Raw genomic sequence first — 26,254 nt, forward strand, 5'->3', positions numbered from 1 at the left:
AGGCGTCGCTACGGACGGTCGGCGGTGCCCGCGGGTCAGGTTCCGTCCGGACTGCCCGGCTGCCCGTGGACGGGGCCGTCCAGCTCCGACAGTCGTCGACCACTGCCGCCCGACCGACGGGCGACGATCTCCGCCACGATGCTCACGGCCGTCTCCTCGGGCGTACGCCCGCCGAGGTCGAGGCCGATCGGCGAGGCGAGCCGGTTGAGCTGCTCCGGTGGTACGCCCTCCTGCCGCAGCCGGGCGACGCGGTCCGTGTGTGTGCGCCGTGACCCCATCGCCCCGACGTACGCGAAGGGCTGCGCCAGCGCGACCCGCAGCGCCGGTACGTCGAACTTGGGATCGTGGGTGAGAACGCACACGACGGTGCGCGAATCGACGTGACCCGCGTCGATCTCCCCGGTCAGGTAGCGGTGCGGCCAGTCGACCACGACCTCGACGCCGGGGAACCGGCGGGAGGTCGCGAACACCGGTCGGGCATCACAGACGGTGACCCGGTAGCCGAGGAATCCACCCAGGCGGGCGAGCGCCGCACCGAAATCGATCGCACCGAAGATGATCATCCGTGGCGGCGGGGCGAACGAGGAGACGAAGACGGTCAGCTCCCCACCCAGTCGCTCGCCGGCGGAACCGTACCGCAACGAACCGTTCCGTCCGCCGACCAGCATGCCCTGGACGTCTGCGGCCACCGCATCGTCCAGCGAGGTCGAGCCGAGCCCGCCGGCGCGCCGGTCGGGCCAGACGACGAGCCGCCGGCCCAGCCGGTCGGCGTCGCCGTGCACCACCGTCGCCACCGCGACGGGTCGACCTGCCGAGATCGCTTCTGCGACCTGCCCGAACTCCGGGTACGAGGCCCGGTCGATCCGCTCGACGAAGATCTCGACGGTGCCGCCGCAGGTCAGCCCGACCTCGAATGCGTCGTCGTCACTCACCCCGTACCGGGCCAGCCGCGGCTCACCCGAATCGGTCACCGCCAGCCCGAGGTCGTAGACAGCGGCTTCGACGCATCCGCCGGACACGCTGCCCACCGCTGTGCCGTCCGGGCCGACGAGCATCGTGGCGCCGGGCTGTCTCGGGGCACTGCGCCAGGTGGCGACGACCGTGGCCATCGCGACCGGCTGGTCCGCGAGCCACCACCGTACGAGTTCGCCGAGCACGTCGTGCACGCTCATCGCCGCCTGACGATCGTGGCGGGTGCCACCGTCGTGGTGACCTTCACGGTGTTGCCCCACCCAGGTCCACCCCACAACGCCAGGCGTCCTCGACGGTGTCCAGATCAGTCGGGTCGGCGACGTCGTCGCAGGGAACCTCTGCCACGGCCACGCCAGCCGAGCTCAGATACGGTCGGGCGCCCACGTCACCCTCGGCGAGCGCGGCGACGGCGGTCCAGTGGTCCCGGCCGAGGAGTATCGGGTGACGGCGCTGACCGTCGTACGTCGCGCACACCAGTGCCCGCCGGTCACCACGGGCCAGGACGCGCCGGACCGCCGCCGCGCTGACGCCCGGCGTGTCGACGAGTAGGACCAGGGCTGCCACCGCCCGGGTCCCGGCGAGTGCGGCCAGCCCGGCGCGTAGCGAGGATCCGAGTCCGCTCTCCCAGTCCGCGTTGACGAGGACGGTCGCGCCCGTCAGGTCCGCAGCGGCACGTACCCGGTCAGCCTGCGCACCGAGGACGACGACCGCCGGGTCACAGCCGCCGTCGCGCGCGATCCGCAGCGTACGATCGGCCAGGGTCGTGCCGCGTAGCCGCAGCAGAGCCTTCGGGGCGCCCATTCTGCGGCCCGCCCCGGCGGCCAACACGAGGCCCCCCACGACCATCACCCGGTCCGTTACCTCTCAGTGTGCTTTAGTGAGCACACGGTTGGTAGTCCTGCCTCGCGGTAGGACAGTCCCGGTCTGACCGGTGGATGCCGTGCCGGGTTCACGCTTCAACGCCACCCGCCCGCGTACGCGGGTCTTCTGGTCGGCTCCACGTGCTGCCACCGGGCCACTCCCGGCGGTGTCGTACTCAGCCGCCAAGGCGGCCAGGTTGCGGGCGGCGTTGCGGTCCCGGTCGAGGAGCAGACCGCACGCCTGGCATTCGTACTCGCGTTCGGACAGGGCGAGCTTGGCTTTCACCGCGCCGCAGCCCGAGCAGGTCTTCGAGGACGGGTACCAGCGGTCGACCACCACGAGCCGGCCACCGTTCCACGAGGTCTTGTACGTCAACTGCTGGCGGATCTCCGCGAATCCGGCGTCGGCAATGTGCCGGGCCAGCCTGCGGTTACGCAGCATGCCGGCGACGTTGAGGTCTTCCACCACGATCGTGCCGTGCTCACGGGCGAGTCGGGTGGTGAGCTTGTGCAGGCCGTCGCGGCGTAGGTTCGCCACCCGGGCGTGCGCGCGGCCGAGCCGGGCCGCCACTCGTTCCCACCGCTTCGACGGGCGTCGGCCGGTACGCCGGTCCGGGCCGATCCTGCGCGACAGGGATCGGCCCAGCGAGCGCATCCGCTGCTGTGCGTCCGCCAGGTGGCGCGGGTTCGGTACGAGTTCGCCGGTGGACAGCACCGCGAGGTGTGTGATCCCGACGTCGACACCGACGACCGACTGTGGCCGGATGGGACGGCGGTCGGCCCGCTCGACCTCAACGCAGAACGCGACGTGCCACCGGCCGCCGTCACGGCGCACGGTCGCGGACATGATCCGTGCGGTCCCGTTGTCCAACCGGCGGGCCAGTCTGCGTGCGGACTCGTGCAACTTCAACCGGCCCAGCCGGGGCAGCACCACATGCTGACGGTCCGGCTCGACCCGGATCGCACCGGTCGTGAACCGCACCGATGGTGTGGTGCGGCGGCGGGACTTGAACCGGGGAAAACCGACCGGACGCCCAGCCCGCGCGCCTTCGCGGGAGTCGACCCAGTTCCTCAGCCCGCGAGCGAGCGCGTCGAGACCGGTGTTGAACGCCTCCTTGGACACCTCGCCCCACCACGGCGCGACTACGGGTTTCGCAGCGTTCCACGCCTTCCGAAGACCGGCCAGCGACCAGTGCAGTGAAGGCGTCAGCAACTCGTCTGGCACACCGTACGAGCGTTCGGCGCTGCGCTGGTCCATCACGGCCTTGACCTTCGCGAGCGCCCAGTTGTGGGCGACCCGGGCCGCCCCCGCGTGCGCGAGGAGGTCGCGTTCCTGGCGCGAGGTGAGGTCGAGGGCGAACCGGTACGCCTGGATCGTCTTCACGCCGGGCCGCTCCCAGTGACGGCTTCGACCGCCCGGCGGGCACGGTTCGCCGCAGCGCGACGGCCGTACAGGCGGGCGCACAGCGAGGTCAGGATCTCGGTCACGTCTGCAACCAGGTCGTCATCGACCCCAGCCGGGTCGACCACCAGCAGACGCCGGCCCTGCGCGGACAGAGCGGCTTCGACGTACTCGCCCCCGAACCGGGCGAACCGGTCCCGGTGCTCCACCACGATCGTTGACACCTGTGGGTCACGCAGCAACGCGAGGAACTTCTCGCGCTGCCCGTCCAACACGGATCCGACCTCGGTCACCACCCGGTCAACGCCGAGTCTCCGCCCGGTGGCCCACACCGTCACCCGGGCAACCTGCCGATCCAGGTCAGGTATCTGGTCGGCCGATGACACCCGGGCGTACACCACGGTCTGCCCGGTCCCGGCCGACGTGCCGGTGACCGGTTCACCGACCATGATCAGCCGACCGATCCGGTAGGTGGGAACAGGCAGCGTCCCAGCGGCGTACTGCCGCCGAGCGGTGATGTACGCGATGCCGGTCAACGCCGCCCACTCCTTAAGGTTCACGCGAGCATCCCAGCCACTTGAAGAGCGCCATAGACGCCCGACACACCAGCAGCCAACGTCCCCCTTGCTGCCGGATCGGCGACCATGCCGGTATGGCGAACGGTCAGGGTTGGCTGGTGTGACGACAGCCCGGAACTACCCACAGTCCCATCGCGAGTACGTTTGCATATCCGGACGGCCGAGTCAAAGGTCGATCTGACCGTCGGTGCGACGCCCAGGACTTGTCCGGACCGCGCCTCGCAGGCCCGATCCGACCTTCCGGGCGGCTGCTACCGCAGCGCGGTCGCGGCTGCCGCCCGGACCGCCGCCGTCAGCCCCGACAGTGCCGTCGACTCCAGCCGCCAGTACTGCCAGTGGAGCGGCACGTCCAGGTGGTGTCCCACGGTCAGGTCGACGAGCCTGCCGGCGGCGAGGTCGGCGCGGGCGACGCCCTCAGGTACGAGACCCCAGCCGAGGCCGAGCCGGATCGCCTCGGTGAAGCTCGCGGACGCCGGCACGAAGTGCGTCGGCGGGTCGACGTCACGGTGCGTGACCATGCGGACGAAGCGATGCTGAAGGGTGTCCTTGCGGTTGAAGCGGATCATGGGTGCGGTCGCGAACGCGGCCGCCGGGTCACGTCCGGCGAACCACGTCGCGTGGCGCGCCGGAGTGGCGACCGCGAGATAGCGCATCGCGCCGAGCGGTAGCACCCGGCACCCCTGCACGGCGACCTGTTCGGTGGTCACCGCAGCCATCACGGTGCCGGCCCGCAGCAGCTCCGCCGTGTGCCCCTCGTCGTCGGTGTGCAGGTCGAAGTCGACGTCGGGCAGGGCGGTGAGGACGGGCAGGAACCAGCCGGCGAGGGAGTCCGCGTTGACCACGACAGCGACCCGGGTGCGGGCCTGGCGACCGCCCAGGGTGCCCCGCGCGGCGTTGAGGGCCTCGTGCTCCAGCAGCGCCACCTGCCCGCCGAGGCGTACCAGGGGCTCTCCGGCGGCCGTCGGCGTGCACGGTCGCGCCCGGCGGACGAGCACCTGTCCGACGACCTGTTCCAACGCCTTGATGCGCTGACTGACCGCCGACGGGGTGACGTGCAGGGCCCGCGCCGCCGCGTCGAAGCTGCCGTGCTCGATGACCGCCTGGAACGTGGCGAGCTGAACCGGGTCGAGTGCCATAAGAGATGCTAACGGTACTGAAGAATCTTTAGCTGGAGTGCACGAAGGGGTCGGCCTAGCGTGGCGGACGTGGGTTCACTGCTGGCCGGATTCGGCTTCTCCCTCGCGTTGATCGTCGCCATCGGGGCGCAGAACGCCTTCGTGCTCCGCCAGGGACTACGCCGGGAACACGTACTGCCGGTCGTGGCGGTCTGCGTGACCGCCGACGCCGCGCTGATGACCGCCGGTATCGCCGGCCTCGGCGCGGTACTGGCCGACGCGCCCGCCGTCCTGACGGCGGTGCGGTGGGGCGGCGCGGCCTTCCTGCTCGGGTACGCCCTGCTGGCGGCCCGCCGGGCCCTGCGACCCGCCGCCCTGACCCCACTCGACCGTCCGCCGGCCACCCTCCGCGCGACGCTGCTGGCCTGCCTGGCGTTCACCTTCCTCAACCCGCACGTCTACCTGGACACCGTGGTCCTGCTCGGCACGGTCGCCCACCACGATCCCAACCGATGGGCGTTCGGCGGCGGGGCGGCGACGGCGAGCCTCGTGTGGTTCACCGGGCTGGGGTTCGGCGCCCGCCGGCTGGCGCCCCTGCTGGCCCGGCCGGCGGCGTGGCGGGTCGTGGACGGGGCGATCGCCGCCGTGATGGCCGCCCTCGGGGTGTCGCTGGCCGTCGGCTGACCGACCCCGCGCGCCGACTCCGGCCTGGTGTTCAGCGGTCGACGGTCGCCGGGGTGACCCGGTCCCAGGCGTCGATCGGCAGGGCGATCACCGCAGCGGGGAACAGGCCGTTCTCCTCGTGGTCGATGTGGCGGCGCAACCGGTCGAGAGCGGCGAGGACCGGCTCCCAGTCGGGGTCGGCCCGGTCGACGCGTCCCAGCACCCCGTGGATGTCGTCGTGCTCCGCGCAGAGCAGGTCGACCGCCTCGGCCAGGCTCCCTTCGGCCCTCAGCTCGCTGAAGAGCCCGTTCTCCTCGGTGGCGGTGTGCGGCAGGAGGAGCGCGAGCAGGTCGTCGAGCGCCGCGACGGCCCCGTCGCCGGTCCGTACCGCCCGGGCCAGCTGCCCGGCGGCGTTCGCGATCGCCTCGTGCTCGGCCGACAGCCGACCGACCAACGGGAAGTCCCGGCAGCCGCAGTAGGAGCACATCGGATTCCTCCTCGGTCCAGGACGACGACTCTGGTTCCATCCTTGTCCGGAGAACCTCGGCGGGTAGAGCCGGAAGGCCCGGCGCGTCGGGACGGCAGGCCCGCCTTGCGCCGTCGGTGGGCACGACGGCCTGGACCGTGGCGCCGGCGGTCGAGGCGGGTGTGACACCGCACCCTCGACCGGTTCTCCCGCCGTCTGTCGTTGTAACGTCATTCACCGTGGAAACCCCCAGAACCGGGCCGACCGGGGAGGTCGTCGACGCCGCCCGGCACCGGGCGCTCGGTACCGCGAGCCGGGCCCGGATCCTGGAGCTGGTGCGCGCCGCCGACAGTGGCCTGACCATCGCCGAGGTCGGCGAGCGGACCGGTCTGCATCCCTCCACCGCGCGTGACCACCTCGACCGCCTCGTCGACGCGCGACTGCTCGTCAGGGCGCGGGCCAGCGGCGGACAGCCGGAACGCCCGGCGTGGCGCTACCGGGTGATCACCGAGGAGACCCCCGCGCCGGCGCCGTACCGCGCGCTCGCCGCCGCCCTGCTCGACCACCTCTCCCGGCGCGGCCGAGGTGACGTCCGGGCCGAGGCCGCCCGGGTCGGCCACGACTGGGGACGCCACCTTGCTGCGGCCACGCCGCCGGGCGGGAAACCCGTCGACACCCTGCTGGCGGTGCTGCGCGGGCTGGGCTTCAACCCCGCCCTGCACCCCACGGCCGACGGAGGCACCGAGATCCACCTGTCCACCTGTCCGTTCCTCGAACTGGTCGCCCGCAACCCCGATGCCATCTGCGGCCTGCATGTCGGCGTCCTACGCGGCGCACTGGAGCACGCCGGCGCTCCGCCGAGCGACGCCGTGCTGGAGCCGTTCGGCGCGCCGACCGCCTGCGTCGTGCGCCTGTCCCTCCCGCCCGGACCTCCGTCGGACGCTCCGGGTGGGGAAACCACGACGAACTGATCGCCCAGGATGGCCGGCGGTCGGGCCGCGCGTCGCGGTCAGGTCGCCGTCGGCGTGGTCGACGGTCGGTCGTCGGGCGGCTGGGGCGGTGAGATCCAGGTGACCAGTACCACCGAAATGATCATGAGGAGGAACCACGACGCGAGCTTCGACGGCGACACGGTGTGCCAGCCGTCCAGTTGGCTCGGGTAGAGCCAGGCATGTGACCAGGTGGCGATGTTCTCCGCGAGCCAGATGAAGAAGGCGACGAGGAGGAAGGCCAGCAGCAGGGGCATCCGCCACCGCAGCCGGAAGACCCGGAAGTGCATCACACAGCGGCCGAACACCACCGCGACCGCGCCGACGAGCAGCCACCGGACGTCGGTCACGTAGTGGTTGGTGAAGAAGTTGGCATAGATGGCGACCGCCAGGAGCGCAGTCACCCAGCGCCTCGGGTACCGCGCGAAACGCAGGTCGAACAGCCGGTGGACGCGGACCAGGTAGGAGCCGACCGCGGCGTACATGAAACCGCTGAACAACGGCACCGCGCCGACCCGCAGGAGACCGTCGGGCGGGTAGGACCACGAACCCACCTCGGTCTTGAACAGCTCCATCACCGTGCCGACGAGGTGGAACAGGACCACGACCCGCAGTTCCCGCAGCGTCTCCAGGCGACCGGCCACCATGGCGACCTGGATCGCGACGGCGGCGATGGTCAGGGCGTCGTTGCGGGCGAGGGCGGCCTCCGTCGGGTACCACAGGCGCGCCGCGACGATGACCGCCAGCATCGCCCCGCCGAACACGCACGCCCAGGCCTGCTTGAGCCCGAACACCAGGAACTCGGTCAACCACGCACCCGGTCCGCGCCGGGGCAGCCGGGCCAGGATCACCCGGACCCGGGCCTCGATCGACCGCTCGGCTGTGGTCAGGGTGGGAGGTACGACAGGCGTGGCCATCGCGGTGGACGCTATCGCGCTCCCCCCTTCGACGTGCCGCCGGTACGGGCCGGATGGCGTGACCGGAACAGGTCTTGACCGGGCCGGACGTCTGGCATTTGATAAAAATGATCATGCAGGACACCCCTGCCAGGTCGTACCGTCCACGAAAGGAAACACCGTGAGCAACTACGGGCACGCGACCGCGCCGGACGGGAGCCGGGTCGAGTTGGGCGCCGTCGGCCAGCAGGTGGTCTTCGAGAACGACCAGGTGCGGGTCTGGGAGATCACCCTGGAGCCCGGTGAACAGCAGCCCTGGCACCACCACCTCAACCCGTACCTGGTGATCGCGCTGGAAGCCGCCGACAACCGGATCGACGCGCTGGCCGGTGGCGACCCGCGACTGGTGCACGAGGCCGTCGGCGGCGTGGTCTACCGCGAGCCGGGGGAGGTGCACATGCTTACCAACCACGGCACCACCCGGTACCGCAGCCGGCTGGTCGAGCTGAAGTGCCTGGGGGAGAACCTCGTGGGCGGCGACCGGTAACCGGACCGGCGGGGCTGCGGCGGGAGGAACGAAGGCCGCCGCCCCGACCGGTACCGCCCCACCGACGCTCGTGTTCTGTCAGCCCCTACTGTTAGCCTCCGCTGCGTCGTCGATCATGGCCGATTCATTGTGAAATCTGGCTTTTGGCCATTGCGGAGGGTGTTCCTGATGGGCTGGCTACCGGTGGGAGACTCGTACGAGATCTCCCTCGTGGACGGAAAGGTGGTGGCCCGGTCCGTCGGCCCGCGTGGCGCCGGTCGTCCACTGAAGACCCTGCCGAAGGGGTTGCGGGACGACGCCGAGGTGGACCGGTTGCGCCAGCTCGCCCAGTGGCTGGGCCGGCACGCCGCCGAGTGCCTGGCCCGCGTCGACGCCTGGGTGGTGTCCTCGCTGCCGGTACCGACCGGACTGCTCGCCCGGGTCTGGCCGGACCCGGCCTGGCGCGACGCGCTCTACGACCTCGTGGTGGTCGGGGACGACCGAGCCGAGCCGGGCTTCCTGCGGGACGTCACCGACACCGGTGACCTGCGGGTGGTCAACCTCGACGGGGAGACCGTCCGGCTCTCGCCGGTCAGCGCCACCCTGCCCCACCCGGTGCACCTGCCCGACCTGGCCGACCTGCGCGGGTTCGCCGACGAACTGGACATCGCCCAACGGATCGCGCAGCTGCACCGGGGCACCTGGGACAGACCCGCCAACCTGAAGGACCGGGACACCACGGTCACCGACTTCCACGGCACCACCGTCCCCGCCCGGCTGGCCGCCCGGGCCGCCACGTCCGGCTTCCGGGCCACCGGCGGGCAGGTCACCTGCCGGGTCTGGGAGGCCGGTCGCACGGTCGAGGCCACCCTGTACTTCGACGAGGAGTACTGGGACTCCGAGGCGACCCTGGGTGCCCTGTCCTGGTCGGTCGTGGACGGACCGACGCTGCGACTGACCGAGGTCGGGCCGGTGGCCTGGTCGGAAGGAATGCGGATGGCGACGGCCCTGTCCGGCGCCGCGACGGCAACGGGGGAGAAGGCGTGACCGGGATGACGACCACGTCGGGCGGGGCCTCGGCCGAGAGCCTGCTGAGCGCCGGCGCGGTACTGCCGACCGGCACCGCCGACGCCGGTGACCGCGCCGTACCCCTGACCGCCCGCACCTACCGGCACCCCGCCCTCGACGACCGACCGGTGGTCCGCCTGGTCGACGCCGCCCTCGGCGAGGGCGAGGACATGGCCGTCGGGTTCCTCGGTCTGACGCCGGCCGCCGAGCCGGCCGTCGTCGGGCTGGGCCCACGTCGCCCGCTGGCCTTCCCCGAATGGGTGCTGGTCCACCACCCGACCGACGGCCGGCACGCCCTCGCCGTGGTACCGGAGCTGCAGAAACTGGCCCGGCAGGTACGGTCGCGCCCGAAAACCGCCCTGGACGCCCACCAGGGGCTCGCCGACCGGTTCGCGCGTACGCTGCCGCACTTCCTGCCGACGTTCTTCGAGCAGGCCGCGCGGGTCTTCCTGGCCGCCGGGCAGGACACCTACGCGACGCAACTGTTCAACAAGGCCCGCAGGGCGGAGGCGCAGCACGGCCTCCCGGTCGACCTGGACCGGCTGGACGAGGTCTACCTGGAGTTCGCGTCGGCCAAGGTGGTCTCCGCGACCGCGCTGGCCGGCTACGCGAAGGAACTGTCCGCCCAGCTGCCCGCCGACGAGGCACTGGACCGGTTCTGCCGGCTGGCGCTGCGGGCCGCCGCCGCCGGGGTGGTGCCGTCCACCCAGTCGGCCACGGCGGTGAACCGGCTGGTCCGGACCGCCGCCAAAGCCGTCGGCAAGGCCGCCGCCGCCGACCGGGAGGCGGCCTACCTGACCGAACTGATCCGACTGCCGGTGGTCGCCGAGGCGCCCGCCGGCTGGTGGAAGGCACACCTTGCGGCGGTGACGGCGCTGGCCGACCGTGACCCGGCGATCCGTGGCAGCCTGCTCGACCTGATGCCCACCGACCGGGACAACCTGGACCCGTGGCTGACCCTGCTGACCGACACCGGCGCGCTCGCCGGACTCGCCGACCCGGACGTCCCGGACGCGACCCGTCCACGGGACGGCTCCGCCGGCTGGCTGCGCCGGTTCCTGACCCGGGCCACCTCCGGTTACCGGCCCCGCCGGATGTCGAAGCTGTATCCACTCGTCGAGCGGATGACCGACCGGCTGCGCGCCGAACTGACCGGGAGCGGCGAGACCCTCAGCGGCCACGGCGACCTGGACCTGTTCGACCTGCTGCTCGCCCGGGACGTGCCGGTGACCCCGCCGACCGAGCGCGACACCCTGGACCTGGCGCAGTGGGTCAGGACGGGGGGAGAACGGGACCTGCGCGCCCTGGCCGGCGACGACCGGTTCGCCGACGCCCTGCGTCGGGGTCTCGACCAGCTCGACGACCAGGAGCAGGCCCTGCGCCGGCTGGCGGAGACGCCGGGCATCCGACCGTTGCTGACCGACTGGCTGGGGGCGCGGATCCGGGACCGGTTCACCACCGCACTGCCGTACCTGCCGGACTCGGTGAACTGGCTGGGCCGGCTACCGGTCGAGGCCCTGCACCTGGTCGCCGACGACCTCGACCGGTCCGGCCGTCCGGGTGGTGCCCTCGGGCAGATGCTCGACGTCGACCTCACCGGGCACGTCACCCGTACCCTGCGCGGCGGCATCATCGACGAGTTGGGCTGGCCGGACTGGGAACTGGCCTGGCAGGAGGTGACCGGTGGCGACCCCCGGGTCGAAACGACCCGGCAGGAAGCCTGGCCGTACCTGATCCTGGGCGGGCCGGCCACCGTGCGGGTGCTCGGCGCCGAGGGCATCGTGCTCCGCCACGACCTGCGCATCCCCGCCGGTGACATGTGGGGCCAGCCGGGCTACCACTACGTCGACGGCCACCTACTGGTCTACTGGCAGTCCCAGGCGCTCGGCTACGACCTGCGCGGCTACTGGCACTCCTCGCCGGGCGACCTCCAGCCGATCCTCGGCCGCTCCCGCGGCGGCCGGCCGCGCGGCAACGGGATCACCCTGCCGCTGCCCGGTGGCGGGCGGACCACCGGCGGTGGCGTGCTGCACGTCGGCGACACCGCGGTCCCGGCGCAGCTACCGGTCATCACCGACGGCACCTGCCACTGGGTCCACCGGCGCGGCGAGGACGACAACGGCCTCGGCTGGCACGAGTACGACCCGGCCAGCAACACCTACGGCCGACGCAGCCTGCCCCGGTTCCTGGCCGACCTTCCGGTCGAGGGGAGCCGCCTGCACCAGTCGGCCAGTTGGCTGCGGCCGGCCCTGTCCGAACGGGCCACCCCCGCCGCCGTACCCGTGGACGGTCTGCTCGGCTGGCGGGTGGTCACCCTCCCCGACGGCGCGGTCCGCGGCGAGGACCTCGCCGGCCGTACCGTCACCGTGGCCGGGGGAACGCAGCCGATCGCCGCGCTGCTGCTGCCCGGCGACGACCGGCCACGGGCCGTGCTCAGCGGCTTCGTCCTGGTCGACCCGGACGGGGTGGTGTCGTCCGCCGGCGAACCCGCCTCCGACGCGGTGCCGCTGCCCAATCCGGAGTTCCTCGGCAACCTGCTGCCCCGGGACCCGGACGGCTCCACCGCCCTACGCCGGATGGACGCGGACACCGCCGCCGCGCTGTTCACGCTCGCCCTCGACGAACGCCGCGCCGCCCTGGCCGCGCGGGCCGCAGCCCAAACCACCACCGGGCTCCGGCCCGGCCCGGCCACCGCCGACGCAGACGAGCCGGACGCGCTGGTCGAGGCCCTCCGCTCGGCCGTACCGGCAGTCGGCCACGACGCGCTGCGGGCCGGCGTGGCCCGGGTGCTGCGGCTGGCGGCCCGGGTGCGTACCGACCTGGACGCGGTGACCGAGAAACTGACCAGGTCGCTGTCCGCCCCGCCGACGGCACCGGTGCCCACCGCGACCGGCCCCACCGACACGCAGCTCAACGAGGCACTCGACGGCCTGCGTGGCTCCGCCAGCTGGGGCAACGACGCCACCCACGCCTTCACCCAGCTCCAGACGCTCGCCACCCAGCGTGCCGCCCACCCCGGAAGCGAACCCGTCGGACGGCTGCACCTGGACGGACCGGCGATGCCGAACGCCGTGAACTGGTGGTCCGTACTCGACGGTGTCGCTGCCGTCGCCTACCGGGCCGTCACGGCGGTCACCCCGGACGACCACCGGGACACGCTGCGGGCCCTGCTCACCGCGCTGGACCGGCTCGACCTCGGCGCGCCGGCCGGATCGGCCCGGTGGCGCCGGTTCGGGCTGCACCTGCTCGACGGCGACGTGGCGAACCCCGACGGCACCCGCCGGCACCTCAGGCCGGGCATCCTGCCCCTGCCCGACGGGGCGTTCCTCGCCGTGCTCCACTACAGCGGCACGGCCACCGGCTACTCCTTCGACGCGCTGTACCACGACCCGACCGGCGTCTTCACCGTGCCCGAGCCGTACACCGTGCAGTCCTCGACGCCCGTCGGCGACGACCGACCGGCCGGCTGGCTGGCCGGGTTCCTCGCCGAGTGGGCCAGCCGGGGCGCCCTGCCCTGGCGGCCGGAGGCAGCCGAACAGTTCGCCGACCTGACCGGGGTCACCCCCACCGCCGCGAAGCTGGTCCTGGCCGGCCTGCCCCACGCCGACTCGGCGAACACCGTACCCACCGAGCTGCGCAAGGCACTCGGGATCAGGCAGGCCGGCGAGGTCAAACTGGCCTTCGAGATGCTGAACGAGGCCAACCCCGAGCTCCGGCGGGCCGTGGTCTCGGCGCTGCTGCCCGCCGAGCCGGCCCGGCTGTGGACCGACGGTCCGGACGTGGCCGCCGCCGCAGCGGTCTGGACCGCCGCCCTGGGCCGCCGGGTGGTGGTTCCGGAACACCTGCTCGCCGAGGCGGTACGCGGCGTGCGCACCGGCTGGAGTCCCGCCAAGGCCCTGCCGGCGCTGCTCGACCCCACCCGCTCCACCGAACTGACCACCGACCTTGCCTTCCACATCAGCGGCGACCGCGCCCGGCAGGTCGACGGCCGGGCGGTGGGCTTCACCGGCGAGGTGTTGCACTCCACGGTCGCGCTGGCCGCCTGGGTGGCCCACCACACGCCGGCCGGTGACCCGTGCCGGGCCGCGCTGCCGGCCGCGCTGGCCGCGATCCGGGACCGGTTGACCAACCCCGACCTGCTGCTCGACCTCGACCGGTACGTCTCCCTGCCCGACTTCCGTCAGGTGGCCGGCACCCCGTCGGAAACCGGCCCGGGTTGGGAACGGTACGGCGCCATCGTCCTGGCCACCCACGACAACCAACCGTCACCCGCACTGCGACCGGACCTGCTCGACGCCGACGGAACGGACCCGTACCTGCCGGCACTGCGCGCCGACGCCGCCAAGCCGTACCCGATGGAGGTGACGCTGCGCCTGGTCCGCGACCCCCGGTTCGCGGCGTTGCTCGGCGAACCGACCGCCCCCGACGGCGCCGGGGACACCGACGGCACCTGGTGGCCACAGGACCCCACCCGCTCGGTGCCCGACCTGGTGGCCGAGGTCGCCGGAGAACACCACCTGGGCGCCGACGCGGCGGCGGTCTACCTGATGCTGCTGGCCATGCCGGACCCGACCGACCGCAACACGGCGAAGTGGACCGGCTGGAAGCCGGCCCGGCTGAAGGCCGCCCGCGCCGAACTGGCCGGCACCGACCTGGTCGTCGAGGCCAGCCGGCCCCGGGCCGGCCGGTCGCTGTTCCTGCCCGGCCCGTGGCTGGAGCGCGGCAGCGGGCAGGTGCCGGTCGAGGGCTGGAAGGTCGCCCTGTTCGACCTGGCACCCGACGGTACGGCCGGGCTCGGCGTGACCGTGCCGTTCGAGCCGGTCACCGACCTCTACCGGCGGGCCTGGCGACGCCTGCGCGACGGCGACCGACCCCGGCTGGACAGCCTGCCCACCCGCGGCACCCGCCGCTGACCCCTGACCCGACCATCCGATCGACCAGTGAGAGAACGAGGAACATCCGTGACCGTGACGGAACACGTCCGCCCCACCGCAGCACCGGAGACGGCCCAGGTCCTCTCCGCCGAGCAGCGGTACGCCGACGAGCTGGCGTTCCTGGCCGCCTACGACGACGGGGCCCGGCCGCCGGGCTGGGCGCTGACCCCGCGCGCCGTGGTCACCTTCATCCGGGGCAGCGACGGCGAGGCGTTGACGTTGCCCGCCGAGCGGCGCACCGGCCCGGACGGTGTCGACCGGCCGGCCAGCATGACCATCCCGGCGAAGTTCGTCGGCGAGCGGAGCCTGGTCGAACGGTGCGTGGTCACCCTCGCCGGGGAACGGGGCCTGCTGCTGGTCGGTGAGCCGGGTACCGCCAAGTCGATGCTGTCGGAGCTGCTGGCCGCCGCGGTCTGCGGCACCAGTGCGCTGACCGTGCAGGGCACCGCCGGCACCACGGAGGACGCCTTCCGGTACGGCTGGAACTACGCCCTGCTGCTCGCCCAGGGGCCCACCCCGCAGGCGCTGGTCGACTCGCCGGTACTGACCGCGATGCGCACCGGCCGGGTGGTCCGGATCGAGGAGGTGACCCGCTGCCTGCCCGAGGTGCAGGACGCGCTGGTGTCGATCCTGTCCGACCGGCGGATGAACGTGCCGGAGCTGGCCGGTACCGACAACGGCCTGATCCGGGCGATGCCCGGGTTCACCGTGATCGCCACCGCCAACCTGCGGGACCGGGGCGTGTCGGAGATGTCCTCGGCCCTCAAGCGCCGGTTCAACTTCGAGACCATCCACCCGATCTCCGACGCCGACACCGAGACCGACCTGGTCCGCCGGCAGGCCACCGCCGCCGTGCAGCGCGCCGGTGCGGCGTACACGGTCGACGACGCGGTGCTGGACGCCCTGGTCACCGTCTTCCGTGACCTGCGTACCGGCCGGTCCGGTGAGGGCTGGGACGTGGAACGACCCGGCACGGTGATGTCCACCGCCGAGGCGGTGCAGGTGGCCGCGTCGCTCGGGCTGGCCGCCGCGTACCTGCCCGGCGGGGACGCCCTCGACCTGGTACCCGGGCACCTGCTCGGGGTGGTCCGCAAGGACGACCAGAACGACCACGCCCGGCTGCTCGGCTACTGGGACGGCCCGGTCCGCCGCCGCGCCGAGGACGGCTCGCCGATGTGGCGCCGGCTCTGGGACCTGCGGGAGAGCCTCCGTTGACGACCCTCTCCCGCGAACCCGTCGACGCGGTCGAGTCGACGGTCGACCCCCGCGCGGTGGTCGACGCGCTCGCCGGTTCGGTCCGGCCGTACCTGATCGGGGTCCGGCATCACAGCCCGGCCCTGGCGGCGGTGGTCCCGGCGCTGCTGGACGCCGCCGGGGCCGAGGTGGTCTGCATCGAGCTGCCGGCCGACTTCCAGCACTGGCTGCCGTACCTGTCCGACCCGGCCGCCCGGGCGCCGCTGGCCGTGGTCGGCAGCCACGGTACGGACGGGCCGATGGGCTTCTACCCGTTCGCCGACTTCTCCCCGGAGCTGGCCGCGATCCGCTGGGCCCGGCAACGCGGCGTCGAGGTGCTCTGCTGCGACCTGCCGCTGGCCGACCCCGGCTGGACCGCCGATGCCACCGCCCCGACCGCCGGCTCCGATCCGGCTACCGGCCCCGATTCCGCCCCGGACGCCGGTGAACCGGTACCCGGCCCGGTTCGCTCCGGTTACGCCGCCGCGCTGCGCGCCAGCGGCACCGGCCGGGACGGCGACGACCTGTGGGACCGGGTGGTCGAGGTGCGTGCCCCGGGCTGCCCGCCCGAGGCGGTCCGCCGGGCCGCCCTCGGGGTCGGCTGGGCGATGCGTACCGACAGCGCCGGCAGCGACGGCGTACCCGCCCGTGACCTGGCCCGGGAGCGGCACATGCGCCGGGTGCTGGCCGAGGCCGGCGCGGACGGCCGGCGGGTCGCCGCAGTCGTCGGCGCCTTCCACGCCCCGGCCCTGCTCGCCACGCCGTCGACCGACGCCACCATGTCGATCGACGCCGACGCCCACGACGACCCGGCCCGGCCGGCCGGTTCGACCGGCCGGGCCGCCCCGGCGGCCACCGCGGACAGCCGCAACCGTCCCGCACCCGGCCCGGCCGGCAGCGGCACCACGGTCACCTCGCTGGTGCCCTACGCGTTCGACCTGCTCGACTCCCGGTCCGGCTACCCGGCCGGGATCCGTGACCCACGCTGGCAGCAGTCCGTCTTCACCGCCGCCGGTGACCCGGAACGGATCCGGGCCGCCGCCGCCCGGACGGTCACCGACCTGTGCCGGGAACTCCGCGCAGCCGGGCACACCGCCGGCACCGGCGAGGCCGCCGAGACGGTACGCCTCGCCGACGACCTGGCCCGCCTGCGGGACCTGCCCGCCCCCGGACGGGGCGAGGTCCTGGAGGCGGTGACCACCGTGCTCGGCCAGGGTGAACTACTCGGCCGTGGCCGGGCACTGGCCAGGGCGCTGGAGACCGTACTGGTCGGCGCCGAACGCGGTCGGGTCGCCCCCGGGACGCCCCGCTCCGGGCTCGGCCCCGCCGTCGAGGCGGAACTCGTCGCGCTGCGACTGCCCCACCCGGACAGCCCCAAGGCCCGCGAGGTCCGGCTGGACCCGTTGCGCACCGATCTGGACGGGCGGCGCGAGATCCTGCTGCAACGCCTCCAGACCTGCGGTGTCGGCTACGGCGAGCCGATCGAGGTCTCCGGCACCGGCGACGGTGCCGCCCTGACCACCCGCTGGCAACTGGCCTGGACACCGTCCGTGGCGGCCCGGCTCGACCTGGTCGGTGTACGCGGGGTGACCGCAGCGCTGGCGGCGGCCGGTACCCTGCGGGAACGGTTCCGGCGGGAGGTCGCCGACGGTGGCCCCACCGCCGCGCAACTGCTCGCCGGCCTCGCCGAAGCCGCCCGCTGCGACCTGCCCGACCTGGTCACCGACCGGCTCGACCTGGCCGCCACCGTGCTGCCGGCCACCGGCACGCTGCCCGAGCTGCTGGCCGCCCTGGACCTGGTGGAGGCCCTGCGCCGGGGACACCTGCCCGGCACCACCGCCGACAGCCGGGCCCGGACGGCGGAGCTGACCGCCAACCTGCTCGACGCCGCCGTACGCGGGCTGCCCGGCCTGGCCGGCAGCGACGCCACCGCCGACGCCGCCGCGCTGGTCGACCTCGCGGTCCGCGCCGGAGCCGACCGGATCGGCCTGCGCCTCGACGAGGCCCTCGACCACCTGGCCCGCGCCGGTTCGCCGCTGATCCAGGGTGCCGCGCTGGCCGCCCGGGTCCTGCTCGACCTGACCGACCTGGCCACCCTCGGCACCCGGGTGGCCGGCTGGGTGGACGCGGCCACCGGCCCGGACACCCGCCGCCACCTGCACCGGCTGCTCGGTGGTCTGCTCACCGCCGCGCACCCGCTGTTGCAGTCGGCCCCGGCCGCCCTGGACCCGCTGCTGGACCGCGTCGAGCGGCTCACCGACACCGGGTTCCTGGACCGGCTGCCAGCCCTGCGGGGCGGGTTCGACGTGCTCACCCCGGCGGCCCGGGACCGGCTCCTCCACACCGTCGCCGACCGGCTCGGCGACCGCCTCGACCTGGCCCTGTCCGCCCCGCCGGAGCTGCTCGCCCGCTGGACCGCCGCCGACGCCGCCGGCCGGGCCACCCTGATCGCCCGCAACATCCCGGTGCCGGGCGCACCGACCGTCCCCGCCGACGTGCCCGGCGACGCCGGAGCCGCGCCGGAGACGCCGGCCGGCCAGCTCACCCCCGCCGACCGGTGGCGGTTGCTGCTCGGCCGCCAACCCGACCGGCTGCCCGCCGACGCCCGCCGCTACGCCCGCGCCCTGGACGAGCTGTACGGCGCAGGTCGCGGCGAAGGCGCCACCGACCTCGGCCAGGCGACCGGCGGCGGCCAGGAGGCCTCCTTCCCGACGGCCCGGGAGTGGGCCGACGAACTGGAGGCACTGTTCGGCACCTCGGTACGCGAAGAGGTCGTCGCCAGGGCCGTCGAGAGCGGTCGCACCGACGTCCTCGCCGAGCTCGACCCCGCTGCGGTACGCCCCTCGATGGAACTGCTGACCTCCGTGCTGTCCCTGGCCGGTGGTCTGCCCGAGGCGCACCTGGCCCGGCTGCGACCCCTGGTCCGGCGGCTGGTCCGGGAGCTGACCGAGCAGTTGGCCACCCGGGTACGTCCGGCGTTGACCGGGCTGACCAACCCGCGCCCGTCCCACCGCCCCGGCGGCCGGATCAACCTCGCCCGTACCCTGCGGGCGAACCTGGCGCACACCCGGCGCCTCGGCGACGGCCGGACGGTGGTGGTACCGGAACGCCCGGTCTTCCACACCCGGACCCGCCGGGAGGCCGACTGGCGGCTGGTACTGGTGGTCGACGTCTCCGGCTCGATGGAGGCGTCGGTGGTGTGGTCGGCGTTGACCGCCGCCGTGCTGGCCGGGGTACCCGCCCTGTCCACCCACTTCCTCGCCTTCTCCACCGAGGTCGTTGACCTCACCGACCGGGTCGACGACCCGCTGTCTCTGCTGCTGGAGGTACGCGTCGGCGGCGGTACGCACATCGCCGCCGGGCTGGCTCACGCCCGTTCCCTGGTGACCGTGCCGAGCCGCACCATCGTCGCCGTGGTCAGCGACTTCGAGGAGGGCTACCCGCTCGCCGGGCTGCTCGGTGAGGTCCGCACCCTGGCCGGTTCCGGCGTGCACCTGCTCGGCTGCGCCGCGCTGAACGACCGGGGAGCGCCCTGCTACTCGGTACCCGTCGCCGAGCAGCTCGTCGCGGCCGGGATGCCGGTCGCCGCTCTCAGCCCCCTCGAACTCGCCCGCTGGGTGGGCGACCGCGTACGCGGAGGATCACGTTGACCGACCGCACTGCCACCGCCCTCGCCACCGACCGGTTGCCGCCGGTGCTGCCGGCGGTCACCGCCGCCGCGGTGGCGGCCCTGCCACCCCGGCTGCACCGCCGGCTGGACGCAGGCGTCGAACGGCTGGCCGACGTGCCGGTCGACCGGGTCGACGGCGGCCTGTCGGTCGACTGCGGCCCCGAGGCCCTGGTCACCCTGACGCCGGGACCGACCGGCGCGGTCACCGACCCGCAGCAGGTCCGGTGCAGCTGCCTGCTGGCGCCGCGCTGCCTGCACCGGACCGCGGTCCTGGTGGCCTGCCCGGTCGCCGACGCGGCCAGTCACCCCGACCCGGCGTCCACCACCGGGTCCACCCCGGACGGACGTGGCACCGTCGCCGGGCGCTCCCGGAAGTCCGGACGTACCACCGGCCCGGCGGACGGCCCGACCGCCGGTCGTACCGACCACGGCACCGCACCGACGAAGGCGCAACGGGCCGCCGCCGACGCGCTGTGGCGGGCCGCCGCGACGGTACTCGCGGTCGGCGTCCCGGCCGCCGGCGCCGTACCCCAGGCCGAGCTGCTGCGGGCCGCGCACACCGCCCGGCTGGCCGGTCTGCCCCGGGCCGAGAGCGCGGCGCTGCGCACGGTACGGGGTCTACGCGCACACCGGGACCGGCAGGCCGGTCACCGGCTGGCCGACCTGGTCGCGGTCCTGCACGACCTGCTCTACGTGGCCGGCCGGCTGGCCGCCGGTGATCCCGACCCCGCGCTGGTGGGCACCCTCCGGCGGGCCTATCAGCCCGACGGCACGCTGGAGGTGTACGGCGTCTGCCGGGAACCGGTGATCAGCGCGACCGGGTACGGCGGGGTGGTCACCCACCTCGTCGCCGCCGACGGTCGCCAGCTCTCCTTCGCCGACGTGAAACCGGGCGGACCGGACCGGGCCCGGGACTGTGCCCGGGCGGTCACCGAGATGGGCGCGGTCAGCGTGAACCACGCGGTGCTGTCCCGGGGTGGCCTGCGGATCACCGGCACCACCGTCTCCGCCGACGGGCGGCTCGGTGCCGGCAAGGGGGTCCGGGCCACCCCGCTCGCCGGCACCGACTGGTCCGCCGGACCGCTGGCGGACCTGTTCGCCCGCCCACTCGCCGAGGTGGTGACCGCCCAACTCGCCGCCGCCGACGACCCGGAGGACCCGGCCCGGCCCGGGACCGCGCTGGTCGGTGGTGACCTGGTGGTGGTCGGCGCCGTCGGCGACCAGGTGCTGGCCCGTGAACTGGCCCCCGGCACCGACCCGGACCGGGCACCGGTGCCGGACGGGCCGGTCATCCGGCTGGTACCGGTCAGCTCCCATCCGGTCCTGGCCCACGTGACGAACCTGCGGCGGCTCGCCTCCTGGCCGGGGCTGCGGATCCGGGTGGTCGGCCGGCTGGACCCGGACCGGGCCAGCACCCTGCGCCCGCTGGCCGTCGGCCCGGTGCCCGGGGTCACCGCGACACTGCGGCTGCCGGCGGACTGGCACGGCCGGGCCGACCTCGGCTACGACCAGGTCCAGGGCGGTCACCTACCGCCACGCGAACCGGCCACGATGGCCGAACCGGTGCTGACCGCCGGCGTCGACGCGGTTGCCGAGTCCCCGCTGTGGCGGGTCCGTCGCCTGGTGGAACTGGCCGTCTCCGGCGGTCGCCGTGCTGTCGGCGAGGCGGCCCGGGACGAGGCCGCCTGGCTGGCCGGGCCGCTGCGTCGCGCCGGCTTGACCACCGCTGCTGCGGTGGCCTCGGCGCTGGCCAGCGAGTCCGACCGACGTGGCCGGGACGTGTTCGGCCGGCTCACCGATCCCGACCCGGACCGGTACGCGTGGGCGTGGCTCGCCGCCGCCGCCCATCTCGCCGCCACCGAGCGGGAGTTGATCCGTTCCTCGTGGACCGCGCCGCCGTCCGGCTGACCCGCCGCATCACGGGCGCTGCGGGTTCGGGTGACAGAGCAGACGACCGCAGGACGGGACGCGCGTCCCCGGCGGCGAGACCGAAGGTGCCCAGCGGCGGATCCACCACGCCCCGGCGCCCGCCCTACCTGCGGGCGGGCGCCGGCCCGGCGGGCGGAGGAGACGGTCGGGGCGACGACCCTGGGCCGGGCCCGCCGGGCAGCTTACTCGAACAGGTGCCGGTGGGCGCGGCTCCAGCGGATTCGCTCCGCTATCGGTCGAGTACGCCGGTCTCCTGCCAGGTGACCTGTGGCTGTCGTCCCGCTGCCGCGAGGTGCCGGGCACGTTGATGCCCACCGGCTGGGTGCCCCGCCACACCAGGTTCCACGGACCGAAGTCACCGTGACAGATCAGCTCCCCGGAGCTGGGGATGCCGGTGTGGGCGGCCCACCCGGCCTCGGCGGTGGGGCGGAAGCTGCGTACGGCTTCGTGGTAGTCGGGCAGCAGACGGGCCATGGCGACCAGGCCGGTGTTCTCGGCGACCCTGGCCCACGCGGCACCGCCGGACTCGCCGTCGAGGTAACGGGGCGTACGGGAACTCGACGTTCTCCAGATGTCGTAACAGTTCGTGGATGGTCGGGGACCACGGGTGCAGAGGGCGGCGCACCGTGTCGCCGATCCGAACGACCCGGCGGTGCGGATCGTCCTGGAGCACCTGGTGAACGACCATCACGGTGACGACACCGGCACGGCTGACCGGCGGGGCCGGTGTAGACCTGCGTGCCAGCAAGGCAGGTGACACCAATACGTCCTAGGATGCTCAGGGGGAGTGTCCGATCCGCCACAGTCGCTGTACCTGCTCACGGGTCACGTACAGGTGTCGTTGGGTCAGCCCGACCGGGCCGCCGTTGGCGAAGCGGACGAGGACGGGCTCACCGCCGGGGTGCGGCCCCGCCCCGGGACCTCGTCCCGGGCGACGTCGCGGGATTCCCGACGGGTTCTGGCCGTCTTGTGGAGTTCCATGACCCGGCAGGCCGTGGTCCGGTCGTCGTCCAGCTGGATCCACATCAGCGGCATGGCGAGTCCCGACACGACTGTCCCGGTCGCCCGGGCTCGACCTGCCTCAGTGGTCGTACGCGGTCTTCTCGGGCGGGCCGGACGCGACGAACCACCACCAGTGCTCCTCCGGCATGCCCTGCGGGATCACGTCGGCCGGTAGTGGCGGCACCCTGGTAGCGACGTCGCGCATCTCCTCGTCGGACGCCTCCTCCCAGTCGGAGGCGCCCAGTGCCCTCTGCGGCAGGCCGGCATCCTTGCGCAGGATGTCGACCACGCTGCGGGTGAAGCACGCGTTGTACCAGCCGGTGGCCGTCTCGCTCTCCAGGTCGAGGTCGAACTCGGCGAGGTACCCGGCGAAGTCGCGGCCATGCTCGCCGAGCACCTCACGAACGTGGTCGTGGAACGCCGCGAGCCGCTGCCCGGTCCACTGCGCCGACGGGTCCTCCCGGCGTAGCAGCCACAGCGCCAGCACGGCGGCCAGCGCGTCGCCCAGCGTCGCGGCCCGCGCCCGGTTGCCGCCGCGCGTCCCGGCGAGAACACCGATGGCTCGGTCGAAGCCGACGAAGTACCCGTCGACGTCGAGGCGGGGGAAGCCGTGTCGCACCACCATGGTCTGTAGCTCCCGTTCAGTTCTTCAGGAAGGATCCGAAGGTCGACATGACGACGCGACCGTCGGCACGTGCGCGGATGATGACCGTGAGCGTAATGGGATCGCTCTGGTCGTCCGTCGTCTCCACGATGAAACACACCTTCCTCGAGCCGCCGCCAGAGCCCGGATCGAACTGGGCCCGGCCCTCCCTGACCACCCTCTCCGCTGCGGCGTGATAGTTTGCGATGAATGCCCGCATTTCTCGCCGGTTTTCCGGAATCTCGTTGCGGTGCACTCGGGCGTGGTAGGCAGCGGCAGTCGTCGAGCTGAAGGTGAGCTGGTCGGCTTGGGCCCTGATGTGCGCGACCAGCTGGTCGTCGGTGAGGGCCGGGTCGGCCGTGACGCCAGCCCTGTTGAGGGCCTCCACGTTGGCGCGATCACGGTAGAGGGCGCTCTCGGCACCCCTGGTCGACCTTTGCAGCTCGGCCAGGGCGGTGCGGGCCGACTCCGCCTTCGTCCCTTTCCTCGTCGGCTGCGGCCGGATCCCGGCTGCTGCGTCCGCCGCTATCTGTTCTAGCGCGGCATGCCGCTTGTCGACCCACAGGCTCATGTAGTATTCGAAAACGTTTCCGAACTCGCCGGGCGCCCCGGCAAGTCCTTGCCGGCGAAATGCGAATTCGATGCCGAGCTTCTGCAGGTCCGCCTTGACTATCTCCGGGGCGCTGCGGGCCTTCCGGACCACGCCGATGGCACGTTCCTCCATTCCCCGGATGAAGTCGTCGATCGAGTCGCGACACTGCTGGTACGTCGCAATGGCGGCGGCCTTGCCGCCGTCACACCCGAGGCCGCTGACCAACTCGACGAACTCCGCCCTGAGTTCGTCGAGCCGCTGCTGCCGTACCGGGTCGATCGTCGGCGGTACCTGCGGGTCCGATGCTGTCGACCCATGTGCAACCGCTTCGTCAGTGGGATCCGGCTTCGTCGTCGCCGGTATTCCCATCGCGGCGTCGAGCACCTGTGGAAAAAACATGGCGAACGCCGCGTAAGCGGCGAGGCCGATACCGCTCAGCACTCCAAATACGGCAATGCCGACGGCGGGGACCGGTCCGTAACAGCTGGCCAGGGCATCGGCCATGCCGCCACAGTCGATGGGCACGCCGTCGGCCAGCACATTGGTTGACATCACTGCGGCCATAGCCTCCCAATCCGAGCGCCGGGACTGGGCTGTACGCACGCGGATCCGCGCGACCACCACGTCGGGATAGGCTAGGGTAACCCACCACTGTGGATGGAGGCTGCCGTGCCGGACGGAACCGAGGCCATGAATGCCCGCCTTCCGGTGCGCACGATGACGGTCCTCGGCATGATCGCGGCGGTCGTCGTCCTCGCCTCCGCTGTCGTTCTGGTCGTGTCCTGGCCGACAACCCCACAACGTTTACCGGCCCTGCCGATCCGCCTCTACGCATACGACCCGGTGACCGCGCACCTCGCCGATCTGCCGCAGGACAGGTTCCGACAGGGGCAGATCCCGGTCGCCACGATCGACGAGGGGGTGGCCGGTGCACTGGCTGCGGAACCCGCGTGGGCGAGTTGGTACGACGCGTTCGGCCACCGGACCAACAGCGTGGACCTGGCGGGACTCGACGACCTACGGGCCCGGCCACTGCCGTTGAGTGCCACCTCGGCGGTACCTGCGGGGAGATACCAGTTCGTGTTGGCCTCCGTCCGGGGAAACCGGACGGAGGAGGTGCTTGCCTGGGTGCACGTGGACATCGAGCGATGACGGGGGAAACACCGCAGCCGGGCCGGGCGCCGGGGGAGGAGACCGGGTACGGCCCCGCACCGTCCTCCCGCCCGGTTCACCGGCCAGTGGCACCGGATCCGACGGTGCCGGCGGTGTACCGGCTCGACCGGCTTGCCGTCGCTCTCACCACTGGTGAGGCGTTGCTGGTGATGATCGCCGTGGCGTCGCTCGTCGGCGTCATTCGGCGGGACAACACCGAGGTACGCGTCCTCGGCATGTTCAACCTCGGGGCTGTCGGCATATCGCTGTTCGCCGCCTGTATCGCCGCTGTCGTCGTCGCCATTTCCTCAGCCACAGGTGGCTCGCCGCGTCGCCGCTACCTGACCTGGGTCGTCTGTGGTGGGCTGGTGTTCGCCGCGCCCACGCTCCTGGGTGTGTTCCTCACCCTCCTGCAGGTGGGGATCGCCTGGCGGGGCGCGCTGCTGAGCATTCCGACGACCCTCTTCGCGTTGTGGACGTTTCGCCGGATGCAACGCAACCGTAAGCCTTCGTGGCGACTGGTCGTGGTCGCCTTCGCCTGGGGCCTGTTCATCGCCGCGTACTTCGCCCAAATGGTCGAGGGCATTCTGCACGTCGTCATCACGGCGGAGCTTCTCCCCGGCACCGCGACGATCCTCAGTCACGCGGCCGCCGCCGCAGTACCGGAGGAGGTCGGCAAGGGTGCCGGGGTCCTGGTGATCGTGCTGCTCGCCTGGCGGCACGTCGACGGCATGCTTGGTGGCATCGTCGTCGGCGCCTGCGTCGGCATCGGCTTCCAGTTCGCCGAGTCGATGTCCTACATGACCGGGGACCTCGGTGCGGTGCTCTACCAGCACTGGTACCGGCAGGTCACCGGGCTGCTGATCAGCCATGCCACCTACACGGGGATTATCGGCGCCGGCATCGGGCTCGCCATGCAGGTCGACGGCTGGCGACGACAGGCGGTCTGCGTCGGCAGCGGCTTCGCCGTCGCCATCGCGGCCCACCTGATTTGGGACGTCTTCGCGATGGGCCGCCTGTACTGGGAGTCCGACGACTCGCTGCTTCAGCTCTTCGTGGTGCAGCCGCTGAACCTCATCGTCCTGAAGGGTCCCGCGTTCGCCGTACTGGTGTTCCTCGTCATTGTCGCCTTGCGCCGGGAGACCAGGGCGTTGTACCGGCAACTCCAGGAGGAGGCGCGTGACCCTGGAGGCGCGATCAGCCCGGCCGAGGTGCCCGTACTGGTGAGTCCGCCGTTACGTTTCCGGATGCGGCTACAGGCGCTCCTACGTCGTGACCGCCCGGCCTACACCCGGATGAAGCGTCTGCACTCCGCGCAACTGGACCTGGCGTTCGCCCGATGGGGCCGCGACCGGGGTGAACCGTATCCACCGGGCGCCCAGGAATCGCTGCGACAGCGGATTCACGAACTGAAGGCGGAATGCCTCTGACCCCGGTGCCATCTCCGGCCAGCGGTGACCGGCGGGCGACGTGAGCCAGCTCCGTACCGACCGGCCCACCGCCCGCCGAAGACCTTGATCCTGCCTGCACCGGGCGTCGGATCACCGATAGTGAACATATGTCA

At 73.1% G+C, this 26,254-nt stretch carries 19 protein-coding genes; 10 read left to right on the plus strand and 9 right to left on the minus strand.

Annotated features, from left to right (window positions below; genetic code table 11):
* Positions 1-35: 35 nt before the first annotated feature.
* From GSF22_RS00215 to GSF22_RS00235, 5 genes are all read right to left on the minus strand, one after another.
* On the minus strand, positions 36-1,172 hold the full coding sequence (locus tag GSF22_RS00215) for an XdhC family protein (protein ID WP_208810523.1): 1,137 nt from the start codon (positions 1,170-1,172) through the stop codon (positions 36-38).
* A gap of 43 nt (positions 1,173-1,215) precedes the next feature.
* Positions 1,216-1,818: a nucleotidyltransferase family protein gene (locus GSF22_RS00220; RefSeq protein ID WP_208810524.1), complete on the minus strand. Its 603-nt coding sequence runs from the start codon at positions 1,816-1,818 to the stop codon at positions 1,216-1,218.
* Positions 1,819-1,836: 18 nt separating this feature from the next.
* Positions 1,837-3,216, minus strand: coding sequence for an IS607 family element RNA-guided endonuclease TnpB (gene tnpB / locus GSF22_RS00225; protein WP_208810525.1), 1,380 nt, complete (start codon positions 3,214-3,216; stop codon positions 1,837-1,839).
* A complete protein-coding gene (locus tag GSF22_RS00230; RefSeq protein WP_208810526.1) occupies positions 3,213-3,794 on the minus strand; it encodes an IS607 family transposase in 582 nt (193 codons plus the stop codon). Before GSF22_RS00230 ends, tnpB begins: the two co-directional genes overlap by 4 nt.
* 269 nt (positions 3,795-4,063) lie before the next feature.
* Complete coding sequence (locus GSF22_RS00235) at positions 4,064-4,948, minus strand: LysR family transcriptional regulator ArgP (RefSeq protein ID WP_208810527.1); 885 nt, start codon at positions 4,946-4,948, stop codon at positions 4,064-4,066.
* Positions 4,949-5,017: 69 nt separating this feature from the next.
* On the opposite strand from GSF22_RS00235, the gene GSF22_RS00240 reads away from it, so the two are divergent.
* The gene (locus tag GSF22_RS00240; protein WP_208810528.1) at positions 5,018-5,611 is read left to right on the plus strand and encodes a LysE/ArgO family amino acid transporter; all 594 of its coding nucleotides are present in this window, start codon (positions 5,018-5,020) and stop codon (positions 5,609-5,611) included.
* Positions 5,612-5,642: 31 nt separating this feature from the next.
* On the opposite strand, the gene GSF22_RS00245 is transcribed toward GSF22_RS00240, so the two are convergent.
* The gene (locus GSF22_RS00245; RefSeq protein ID WP_208810529.1) at positions 5,643-6,077 is read right to left on the minus strand and encodes a hemerythrin domain-containing protein; all 435 of its coding nucleotides are present in this window, start codon (positions 6,075-6,077) and stop codon (positions 5,643-5,645) included.
* A 218-nt stretch (positions 6,078-6,295) separates the two neighbouring features.
* Here GSF22_RS00245 and GSF22_RS00250 point away from each other — a divergent pair, with 218 nt between their 5' ends.
* The gene (locus GSF22_RS00250) at positions 6,296-7,027 is read left to right on the plus strand and encodes a helix-turn-helix transcriptional regulator (RefSeq protein ID WP_208810530.1); all 732 of its coding nucleotides are present in this window, start codon (positions 6,296-6,298) and stop codon (positions 7,025-7,027) included.
* Positions 7,028-7,065: 38 nt separating this feature from the next.
* Here the strand turns inward: GSF22_RS00250 and GSF22_RS00255 are convergent, their stop codons facing one another.
* On the minus strand, positions 7,066-7,962 hold the full coding sequence (locus GSF22_RS00255; RefSeq protein WP_208810531.1) for a DUF817 domain-containing protein: 897 nt from the start codon (positions 7,960-7,962) through the stop codon (positions 7,066-7,068).
* 160 nt (positions 7,963-8,122) lie between these two features.
* Here GSF22_RS00255 and GSF22_RS00260 point away from each other — a divergent pair, with 160 nt between their 5' ends.
* From GSF22_RS00260 to GSF22_RS00285, 6 genes are all read left to right on the plus strand, one after another.
* Positions 8,123-8,488, plus strand: coding sequence for a cupin (locus GSF22_RS00260; RefSeq protein WP_208810532.1), 366 nt, complete (start codon positions 8,123-8,125; stop codon positions 8,486-8,488).
* Positions 8,489-8,656: 168 nt separating this feature from the next.
* Positions 8,657-9,514 carry a DUF4132 domain-containing protein gene (locus GSF22_RS00265; RefSeq protein ID WP_208810533.1) on the plus strand — a complete coding sequence of 286 codons (858 nt, stop codon included), beginning with the start codon at positions 8,657-8,659 and terminating at the stop codon, positions 9,512-9,514.
* Entirely contained in the window at positions 9,511-14,448 is a 4,938-nt protein-coding gene (locus GSF22_RS00270; protein ID WP_208810534.1) for a hypothetical protein, read from the plus strand. The genes GSF22_RS00265 and GSF22_RS00270 overlap by 4 nt, the downstream gene beginning before the upstream one ends.
* Positions 14,449-14,496: 48 nt before the next feature.
* Positions 14,497-15,684, plus strand: coding sequence for an ATP-binding protein (locus tag GSF22_RS00275; protein ID WP_208810535.1), 1,188 nt, complete (start codon positions 14,497-14,499; stop codon positions 15,682-15,684).
* The gene (locus GSF22_RS34345) at positions 15,681-19,352 is read left to right on the plus strand and encodes a vWA domain-containing protein (RefSeq protein ID WP_244365610.1); all 3,672 of its coding nucleotides are present in this window, start codon (positions 15,681-15,683) and stop codon (positions 19,350-19,352) included. Before GSF22_RS00275 ends, GSF22_RS34345 begins: the two co-directional genes overlap by 4 nt.
* Positions 19,349-21,280: a hypothetical protein gene (locus GSF22_RS00285; RefSeq protein WP_208810536.1), complete on the plus strand. Its 1,932-nt coding sequence runs from the start codon at positions 19,349-19,351 to the stop codon at positions 21,278-21,280. Before GSF22_RS34345 ends, GSF22_RS00285 begins: the two co-directional genes overlap by 4 nt.
* Positions 21,281-22,382: 1,102 nt before the next feature.
* Here the strand turns inward: GSF22_RS00285 and GSF22_RS00290 are convergent.
* Both GSF22_RS00290 and GSF22_RS00295 read right to left on the minus strand, forming a co-directional pair.
* Positions 22,383-22,928, minus strand: coding sequence for a hypothetical protein (locus tag GSF22_RS00290; protein WP_208810537.1), 546 nt, complete (start codon positions 22,926-22,928; stop codon positions 22,383-22,385).
* 16 nt (positions 22,929-22,944) lie between these two features.
* A complete protein-coding gene (locus tag GSF22_RS00295; protein ID WP_208810538.1) occupies positions 22,945-24,090 on the minus strand; it encodes a hypothetical protein in 1,146 nt (381 codons plus the stop codon).
* Between the two features lie 165 nt (positions 24,091-24,255).
* Between GSF22_RS00295 and GSF22_RS00300 the strand changes: the two genes are divergently transcribed.
* Together GSF22_RS00300 and GSF22_RS00305 are read left to right on the plus strand one after the other, a co-directional pair.
* A complete protein-coding gene (locus tag GSF22_RS00300; RefSeq protein WP_208810539.1) occupies positions 24,256-24,690 on the plus strand; it encodes a hypothetical protein in 435 nt (144 codons plus the stop codon).
* Positions 24,691-24,803: 113 nt separating this feature from the next.
* Positions 24,804-26,120, plus strand: coding sequence for a PrsW family intramembrane metalloprotease (locus GSF22_RS00305; RefSeq protein WP_208810540.1), 1,317 nt, complete (start codon positions 24,804-24,806; stop codon positions 26,118-26,120).
* Positions 26,121-26,254: the final 134 nt, after the last annotated feature.

The sequence above is a fragment of the Micromonospora echinofusca genome (genome assembly GCF_017614955.1).
Lineage (GTDB): Bacteria > Actinomycetota > Actinomycetes > Mycobacteriales > Micromonosporaceae > Micromonospora > Micromonospora echinofusca_A.

What these genes read in the sequence shown, in the direction of transcription:
- GSF22_RS00245 (WP_208810529.1), bottom strand. Translation starts at nt 6,077, where the DNA reads ATGTGCTCCTACTGCGGCTGCCGGGACTTCCCGTTGGTCGGTCGGCTG.
- GSF22_RS00295 (WP_208810538.1), bottom strand. Translation starts at nt 24,090, where the DNA reads ATGTCAACCAATGTGCTGGCCGACGGCGTGCCCATCGACTGTGGCGGC.
- GSF22_RS00290 (WP_208810537.1), bottom strand. Translation starts at nt 22,928, where the DNA reads ATGGTGGTGCGACACGGCTTCCCCCGCCTCGACGTCGACGGGTACTTC.
- GSF22_RS00215 (WP_208810523.1), bottom strand. Translation starts at nt 1,172, where the DNA reads ATGAGCGTGCACGACGTGCTCGGCGAACTCGTACGGTGGTGGCTCGCG.
- GSF22_RS00255 (WP_208810531.1), bottom strand. Translation starts at nt 7,962, where the DNA reads ATGGCCACGCCTGTCGTACCTCCCACCCTGACCACAGCCGAGCGGTCG.
- GSF22_RS00235 (WP_208810527.1), bottom strand. Translation starts at nt 4,948, where the DNA reads ATGGCACTCGACCCGGTTCAGCTCGCCACGTTCCAGGCGGTCATCGAG.
- GSF22_RS00300 (WP_208810539.1), top strand. Translation starts at nt 24,256, where the DNA reads ATGACGGTCCTCGGCATGATCGCGGCGGTCGTCGTCCTCGCCTCCGCT.
- GSF22_RS00265 (WP_208810533.1), top strand. Translation starts at nt 8,657, where the DNA reads ATGGGCTGGCTACCGGTGGGAGACTCGTACGAGATCTCCCTCGTGGAC.
- GSF22_RS00220 (WP_208810524.1), bottom strand. Translation starts at nt 1,818, where the DNA reads ATGGTCGTGGGGGGCCTCGTGTTGGCCGCCGGGGCGGGCCGCAGAATG.